General features: G+C 71.2%; 7 protein-coding genes. 2 read left to right on the top strand and 5 right to left on the bottom strand.

Annotation, left to right across the window (positions count from 1 at the left end):
• The 5 genes from E1294_RS50140 to lhgO form a co-directional block, all read right to left on the bottom strand.
• Positions 1-1,700: GTPase domain-containing protein (locus E1294_RS50140; RefSeq protein WP_132519848.1), on the bottom strand; the 1,700-nt coding region annotated here is incomplete at its 3' end.
• A 63-nt stretch (positions 1,701-1,763) separates the two neighbouring features.
• Positions 1,764-2,420, bottom strand: a complete 657-nt coding sequence (locus tag E1294_RS50135; protein ID WP_132519845.1) for a response regulator transcription factor — start codon at positions 2,418-2,420, stop codon at positions 1,764-1,766.
• A gap of 65 nt (positions 2,421-2,485) precedes the next feature.
• Positions 2,486-3,895 (bottom strand): sensor histidine kinase, encoded by a 1,410-nt coding sequence (locus E1294_RS50130; RefSeq protein ID WP_132519842.1) that lies wholly within the window; start codon positions 3,893-3,895, stop codon positions 2,486-2,488.
• Entirely contained in the window at positions 3,895-4,587 is a 693-nt protein-coding gene (locus E1294_RS50125) for a response regulator transcription factor (RefSeq protein ID WP_246083853.1), read from the bottom strand. The genes E1294_RS50130 and E1294_RS50125 overlap by 1 nt, the downstream gene beginning before the upstream one ends.
• Positions 4,588-4,604: 17 nt before the next feature.
• Positions 4,605-5,843 carry an L-2-hydroxyglutarate oxidase gene (gene lhgO / locus E1294_RS50120; RefSeq protein WP_132519836.1) on the bottom strand — a complete coding sequence of 413 codons (1,239 nt, stop codon included), beginning with the start codon at positions 5,841-5,843 and terminating at the stop codon, positions 4,605-4,607.
• A gap of 87 nt (positions 5,844-5,930) precedes the next feature.
• On the opposite strand from lhgO, the gene E1294_RS50115 reads away from it, so the two are divergent.
• Both E1294_RS50115 and E1294_RS50110 read left to right on the top strand, forming a co-directional pair.
• Complete coding sequence (locus E1294_RS50115) at positions 5,931-6,881, top strand: phosphotransferase (protein ID WP_132519833.1); 951 nt, start codon at positions 5,931-5,933, stop codon at positions 6,879-6,881.
• A gap of 30 nt (positions 6,882-6,911) precedes the next feature.
• Positions 6,912-7,289 (top strand): hypothetical protein, encoded by a 378-nt coding sequence (locus E1294_RS50110; RefSeq protein ID WP_132519830.1) that lies wholly within the window; start codon positions 6,912-6,914, stop codon positions 7,287-7,289.
• Positions 7,290-7,455 lie beyond the last annotated feature (166 nt).

The raw sequence follows: 7,455 nt of genomic DNA, 5'->3' as shown, positions 1-7,455 counted from the left end.
GGCGCGGGCAGTTCGGTGCGGTGGGCCTGGATGCGGGCCAGCGCCGAACGCAGCTCCCCCGCCGTGTCCGCGGGCGGCTCGACCGCCTCCAGCTGAGCGGTGAACCGGGCGGCCTCCTCGGCCAGCAACGTGCGTACCCGCTCGCGCAGATCCTCCCTGGCCCGCACCGTGAGCGTGCGCACCGCCTGGTCGCCGAAGACGGCCTCCAGCAGCTTCTGCGTCAGCACGCTCGTCCCGCCGGCGATCCCCACCTCGATCCCGGTCAGCCCTCCGGTGGAGGCGAACACGGCCAGCATGAGCAGCAGTCCGGCCCCGTTCACCCCGAACGACGCCACGCGCGCGGTCGTGCGCTTCTCGGCCCCCTCCGCGCGTACGAGGTCGAGCACGAACTCCTGCCACCCCCGCACCGCTGCCTCGGCCCGCTCGGCCAGCTCGGGCGAGGCGCGGCCGAGCCGGGCGGACTCGACGGCGCCGAGCCGTTCGAGCAGCCCGGGGCCGCCGGGCGCGGCGGACCACCCCTCCAGGGCCCGCTCGGCGGCGCCGTCGGCCGCGCCCCTGATCAGCGCCTCGACGCCGCTCTCCAAGGCGTCTCTGAGCTGGACCTCCGGCACCCGTCCCGTGAAGAAGCCGACGACGCGGTCGCGCAGCCAGCCCACCCGGCTCTCCAGCGAGCGCATGAGGTCGCCGGTGCCGATGAAGTCCTGCCAGCGGGCCAGCACCTCGCCCCGCAGCAGCGACCCGTCGCGCATGCCCTCGTCGAAGTCGGCCATGCCGCCCGCGTAGGCCCCCGTGACGATCGAGCGCAGGCCGTCGAAGGCGGCGCGCTGGCGGTCGACGGCCCCGGCCAGCGACGGCACCCGGGTGGCGAGGCTGTCGAGCGCCCCCGACAACGTCTGGCGTACGACGCGGGACCTTTCCGCGGCGTCGGAGGCCAGCCCCGTGAGCCAGGCGGCGACGGGCCGCACCATCTCATGGGGCAGCCGGGCCTTCTCGTCGGGGAGCGGCACCTCGGGGACGGTGAACAGCCGGGTGTCCGCCAGGCCGTTCTCGGTGAGGAGGCGGGACAGGTCGCGCGAGACGGGGTCGAAGGCGTCGGGCGGCACGCGGTCGAGGACAACGGCCAGCGCGGTGCTGCGTTCGCGGGCGGAACGCAGGAAGCCCCACGGCACCTCGTCAGCGTAGCGGGCCGCGGTCGTGACGAACAGCCACAGGTCGGCCGCGGCCAAGAGCTGGGCGGCGAGTTCCCTGTTGGCGGTCACCACGGAGTCGATGTCGGGCGCGTCGAGCAGCGCGAGCCCGGCGCCGAGCGCGTCGGAGGTCACCACGCGCAGCGTGCCGGGGCCGGCGCCGGTGCCGCGGGACAGGCCGGGGAGCACGTTCTGGCCCATGAACCAGTCGCGGTCGGCGGGGCTGACCACGAGCGTGGGAACCAGCGTCGTGGGCCGCAGCACGCCCGGCTCGGCGACGTCGGCCCCGACCAGCGAGTTGACCAGCGTGGACTTGCCCGCGCCGGTGGATCCGCCGACGACGGCGAGCAGCGGCGCGTCGAGGGAGCGCAGCCGGGGCAGCAGGTAGTCGTCGAGCTGGCCGGTCAGCTCGCGCAGCGCACGCCTGTCGGCCGCGGTCTCCCCGATCGCCAGCGGGAACACCTCGCGGTCGAGGGGACGGCGCAGTGTCTCCAACGCGCCCAGCAGGTCCATGAATCCCACGCTACCCAGCGTGAATCACATTCACCGGCCGCGCGCGCCAGAGGTGTCGCGCGTTCAGCCCGCGGGCGGCTCCCTCAGCACGTAGCCGACGCTACGGAGCGTGTGGATGAGCCGCGGTTCGACGTCGTCGACCTTGCGCCTGAGATAGGAGACGTACGACTCGACCACGCCGGCGTCGCCGCCGAAGTCGTAGTTCCAGACGTGGTCGAGGATCTGCGCCTTCGACAACACGCGCCCGGCGTTGACCATGAAGTAGTGCAGCAGCTTGAACTCGGTCGGCGACAGACGTACCTGCCTGCCGCCCCGCCACACCTCGCGCGCGTCCTCGTCGAGCTCCAGGTCGGCCACCTTGAGCCTGCTGACGGGCCCGCCCTCCCCGCGGGTGCGCCGCAGCACCGCCCGGATCCTGGCCTGCACCTCTTCGAGGCTGAACGGCTTGGTCACGTAGTCGTCGCCGACCCGCAGCCCGGCGATCTTGTCCTCGGTGGCGTCGCGGGCCGTCAGGAACAACACGGGCGTGCCGATCCGCTTGGCCACCTCGAACCCGTCGAGGTCGGGCAGCATCACGTCGAGCACGACCAGGTCGGGCGAGGCCCGTTCCGCCACCTCCACGGCCTCCTGCCCGTCGGCGGCGGTCAGCACCTCGAAACCGGAGAAGCGCAGGCTGGCGGAGAGGAGGTCCCTGATGCTGGGTTCGTCGTCCACCACCATGATCAGCGCCTCGGGTTTCGTCACCTACTCAGCGTGACAAAATCACCTGAGGGTTTGCTGAAGGCTCACTCCAAGGCAAGTGGGAGTTCGACCCGGAAGGTGGAGCCGTCCTCGGGTGAGCTCTCGACCGTCACCGTGCCGCCGTGGGCCTCCACCAGCGCCTGCACGATGGCCAGGCCGAGCCCGCTGCCCCGGTCCTCCCCCGACCGGCGCGACCGGGCGGAGTCGGCCCGGTAGAACCTTTCGAAGACCCGTTCCAGCTGGTCGGGGGTGAGTCCGGGGCCGCTGTCGACGACCTCGATGAAGAGCGTGCCGTCGCCGGCCCCGGCGCGGACGGTGATCGGCGAGCCCGGCTCGGTGTGGATGATGGCGTTGGTGACGAGGTTGGTGACGATCTGGCGCAGGCGCACCTCGTCGCCGGCGACGATCAGGGCCGCACCGCCGATCACGTCGAGCTTCACCGCGCGGTCGGGCGCGAGGATCCTGGCATCGTGTACGGCGTCCGCGGCGAGCGCCAGCATGTCGACCGGGCGCATCTTCAGCGGCCGCTGCTGGTCCACCCTGGCCAGCAGCAGCAGGTCGTCCACGAGCAGGCTCATCCGCCCGGCGGCCTTCTCCACGCGCTGCATCAGCTCGGTGGGGTCGGCGCCGGGGTTCTGTCTGGCGTACTCGGCGAAGCCGCGGATGGAGGTCAGCGGGGTGCGCAGTTCGTGGGAGGCGTCGCCGACGAACTCGCGCATGCGGACCTCGGAGCGCCGAGCCGCCGCCTCCGAATCCGACCTGGCGGCGAACGCTGTCTCGATCTGCGCCAGCATCCCGTTGAGCGACCTGGCCAGGCGGCCCACCTCGGTACGCGGGTCGCCGTCCGGCACCCGCCGGCCCAGCTCGCCGGCCGCGATGGCCTCAGCCGTGCGCTCGATCTGGCCGAGGGGACGCATGCTGCGCCGTACGATCGTGATGCCCACGACGGCCAGGATGAGCAGGATGCCGCCGCCGCCGAGCAGCTCGATGAGCACGAGCCGCCGGGTGATGGCGTCGACCTCCTCCAGGTCCACCGCGACGACGAGCGTGCGCCGGCGGACCATGCTCTCCAGCACCCGCCACTCGCCGTTGCCCCTGATCGCGGGCGCGTTGTAGGGCTCGGCTCCCGGCGCGGACTGCAGGACCGGCTTCGGCTTCAGGTCGACGTCACGGTCGATCAGCATCGGCTCGAACGCGCCGCCCGGCTCCTTGACCAGCACGATCGCGTCGGACTCGATGGCGATCGGCCGGTCGGAGGTCTCTCTGTCCCTCCTCCAGTCGCTCAGGACCTTCTTGTGCATACGCAGGCTGAGCAGGTGGAGCTGGCTGTCGACCCGGTCGATGAGGTAGCCGTGCAGCACCGAGACGCTCACCAGGCCGATGAAGGTCATGCCGAACCCCAGCAGCGCCAGCATCGACGCGATGAGCTTGATCCGCAGCGGCAGGTCGCGCATCAAGGGCTCGGCGGCAGGCGGAGGACGTAGCCGACACCGCGCAACGTGTGGATGAGCCGCGGGCTGCGGTTGTCGATCTTTCGGCGCAGCACGGACACGTACGACTCGACGATGCCCACCTCGCCCCTGAAGTCGTAGTCCCAGACGTGGTCGAGGATCTGCGGCTTGGACAGGACCCGGCCGGCGTTCGTCATGAAGTACCGCAGGAGCTTGAACTCGGTCGGCGACAGCGCCACGGCGTTGCCCCCGCGCCACACCTCGTGGCTCTCCTCGTCCAGCTCGATGTCGGCGAACGTCAGCCTCGGCGGCGGCGACTGCGGCTCCCCGCTCGTACGACGCAGCACCGCGTGGATCCTGGCGATCACCTCCTCCAGGCTGAACGGCTTGGTCACGTAGTCGTCCCCGCCGATCGTGAGCCCGCGGATCTTGTCCTCGGTCTCGTCACGGGCGGTCAGGAACACCACCGGCGTGTACAGCCCGCCGCCGCGCAGCCGCCTGACGATCTCGAATCCGTCCAGGTCGGGCAGCATGACGTCGAGCACCATGAGGTCGGGGCGGTGCCGCTGCACGGCGGCCACGGCGTCGAGGCCGCTCTTGGCCGTGGTCACGTCGAAACCCGCGAACCTCAGGCTCGCGGCGAGGAGCTCGAGGATGTTCGGATCGTCCTCGACGATCAGCAGGCGTGCTTCCATCACCTTCAAGGATGCACTCATCGGACAGGTGCCGGGACAATTCCGGCAATGTGTCGGGCAATGGCCAGGCTTGACGTGGCGGCGGGCGAGGGTGCGTTACGCACGAGCACGACCCGGCCGTGCAGGTCCACGACGAAGTCGTCGACCATGCGGCCGTCGCGCGCGACAGCCTGGGCGCGTACGCCGCCTTCGGTTCTTTCCAGGTCGGAGGCGGTGAGCGCGGGGACGTAGCGGCGGGTGGCACGGAGGAACTCGCGTTTGACGAGAGAGCCGTGGAGTTCCCTGAGCCCGGTACGCCAGTGGGCGCGGGCCAGGCGTAGGGTCCCCGGCCACCCAAAAATTTGCCGAAAATTGCAGTAATTTCGCCATCGCACGGCAGAACCGTAGCCCTCATAGGCCAGGGCGAGCACCGCGTTCGGCCCCGCCAGCACCCGGCCGTCGGTCTGCCGCGTCAGATGAACCCCCAGGAACGGATAGCGCGGATCGGGCACCGGGTAGATCAGTCCCCGCACGAGGTCCTTGGCCGCACCCTTGAGCGCGTAGAAGTCACCCCTGAACGGGACGATCCTGACGTCCCCCGGCGAGCCCGCCATCCTGGCCACCGCATCGGTGTTCAGCCCGCCGCACACCACCAGGCGGTCGAAGACGAGCTTCCGCCGCCCGGCCAGCACCTCCACGCCTCCCGGGCGTTCCCTGATCGCCCTGACCGGGTGTGCGAGGCGTACGGACCCGCCCAGCTCCGCGACGTCCTGCGCGAGCCGGCGCGCGACGGCCGGGAAGTCGCAGATCGCGGTGCGCGGCGAGTGGATCGCGCCGACGCCGACCGCGTGCGGCTCGATCTCGCGCAGCCCCAGCCCGTCCAGCTCGGAGATGCCCGGCACCCCGTTGGCCCTGGCCCGCTCGGCCAGCGCGCTCAGCCGCGGCCGCTCGGCCGTGGTGCTCGCCACGACCAGCTTCCCGACCTCGAGGTACGGCAGCGCGTGCGCGGCACAGTAGTCCTTGAGCAGCGCCACACCCTCGCGGCACAGTTTTGCCTTCAGCGAGCCCGGCGGGTAGTAGATGCCCGCGTGGACGACGCCGCTGTTGTGCCCGGTCTGGTGAGCGCCGACGCGGCCCTCCTTCTCCAGCACGGTCACCTCGGCCCCCCTGGCCTGGGCCAGCTCCCGCGCCACCGCCAGGCCCACGATGCCCGCGCCCACGATCCCGATCTTCTCCGTCACACGACAATTTTCCGACTTACCAACCGCCCCCGCCATATCCGGACGAATCGAACATGAGTGCGCGCCCTGGAGGTTCCGCCGGAATGGCCGGCGGCGTGCCCGATCAGGCGTGAGACTGGGTCGATGCAGCCCGAGGAAATGCAGAACATCGCTGTGGCGCTCGGCCGCACGTTGGTGGGGACATCGACGTTGGCGGGCGGGTTCTCGCACGAGACGTGCCTGCTCACACTGACCGACGGCCAGGTCGTCGCACGGCTCGGCGGCCCGGATCCGGCCGTCGAGGCCGCGGTCATGGCGGCGGCCGCCCGGCACGTTCCCGTCCCGCAGGTCCTCCTGGTCATGCCGGCCCCGGCTGATGACGAGCACGCTCGGCCGGCCATGGTCCTGGAACACGTGGCGGGGACGCCGCTCAGCCAGGTGCTCTCCGGCGACGGGTGCACCGGGACGACCATGGAGGATCTCGGCGCCGAGGTGGGACGTGTAGTGGCGGGAATCGGTGCGGTGACGTTCGAGCACCGGGGTTTCTTCACCGACGAGCATCTGTCCGTCCGCGCGGAACGCCCGTGGTCACAACAGCTGCGCGAGGTCGCCGAGGTCTGCATGGCGGCCGCCCCCGAAGCCCGTCTGGATCAGAACACACGACGGGAATGGGTGGAGCTGTGCGCGGCCCACGCACCGGCACTGGTCCGTATCGATGACCACGCCCGGCTGGTCCATGCCGACATCAACCCCAAGAACATCCTGGTCACGCGCGTGCGTGGCGGCTGGCGCGTCGATGCTGTCCTCGACTGGGAGTTCGGCTATTCGGGATGCCCTTATGGCGACGCGGCCAACATGGTCCGCTTCGGCGCCGACTACCCCGTTCCGTTCGTCCACGGCTTCTGCCGCGCCTTCGCCGAACACCAGCCCGCCGACCTGGCCCTGGCGGAGGACTGGGGCCATCTGGGGCGCGTCCTGGACATGTTCGCGCTCAGCGACCTGGTCACTCGTCCTGCCGGAAATCCCGTGGCGGAGCAGGCCGCGGAGCAGATCAGGCGCTGGGTCGCGGACGGCGTACCACGCCTGGTCCCATGAGCCGAAATCGAACGTGAGTACGATGGAGTCATGTATCTGCCGCCGGAGTGGCCGCCCGAGGTGCGTCCGCCCAGCGTGCCCGACTGGGAGACCACGGCGGTGGCCTGGCTGCTCGACGCCGTGCCGCCCGACTACCGCGCCTACGACGTGCTCAGGCGGCACCCGGTCGCGCTCGCCAGCATGGCCAGGCACCACGTCGCCTCGGCCATCGAGGCCGCCCGCGCGGGTTACCGGGCGGCCGCCGTCGACCTCAAAGGACACCTGCCGCCGCACACCATCGAGGCGGTGCTCGACGTCTACCGCGAGGAGGGGCCCCGGCTGGTCCGCCTGTCGCGCTCCATCGAGGTGGTGGAGCGGGCGCTGCGCGGCGACCTGTTCACCGCCACGATGCGGCGCTCCGGCCGTTGACCGGCCGGAGGCTCAGCGGGTGCGGCGGGCGAGGAACGTGATCACGCCCACGGCGGTGACGGCCGCCACCAGCCAGATGAGAACGTCTTTGATCGTCAACCCGGACGCGCCGGCGTCGGCGGCCACCTCTTCGGGGACCTCTTCCAGGGTCGGGGTGCTGTCTCTT

The organism is Nonomuraea diastatica (genome assembly GCF_004349015.1).
In the GTDB taxonomy this organism is placed as follows: domain Bacteria; phylum Actinomycetota; class Actinomycetes; order Streptosporangiales; family Streptosporangiaceae; genus Nonomuraea; species Nonomuraea diastatica.
Note: the sequence above shows the minus strand (reverse complement) of the source record. Positions and strands in the feature narration are given on the sequence as shown.

Excerpts from the sequence above, each read along its gene's own strand:
- E1294_RS50135 (WP_132519845.1), bottom strand. The coding sequence starts at position 2,420 with ATGGTGGTGGACGACGAACCCAGCATCAGGGACCTCCTCTCCGCCAGC.
- E1294_RS50130 (WP_132519842.1), bottom strand. The coding sequence starts at position 3,895 with ATGCGCGACCTGCCGCTGCGGATCAAGCTCATCGCGTCGATGCTGGCG.
- E1294_RS50125 (WP_246083853.1), bottom strand. The coding sequence starts at position 4,587 with ATGGAAGCACGCCTGCTGATCGTCGAGGACGATCCGAACATCCTCGAG.
- lhgO (WP_132519836.1), bottom strand. The coding sequence starts at position 5,843 with ATGGCGGGGGCGGTTGGTAAGTCGGAAAATTGTCGTGTGACGGAGAAG.
- E1294_RS50115 (WP_132519833.1), top strand. The coding sequence starts at position 5,931 with ATGCAGCCCGAGGAAATGCAGAACATCGCTGTGGCGCTCGGCCGCACG.
- E1294_RS50110 (WP_132519830.1), top strand. The coding sequence starts at position 6,912 with ATGTATCTGCCGCCGGAGTGGCCGCCCGAGGTGCGTCCGCCCAGCGTG.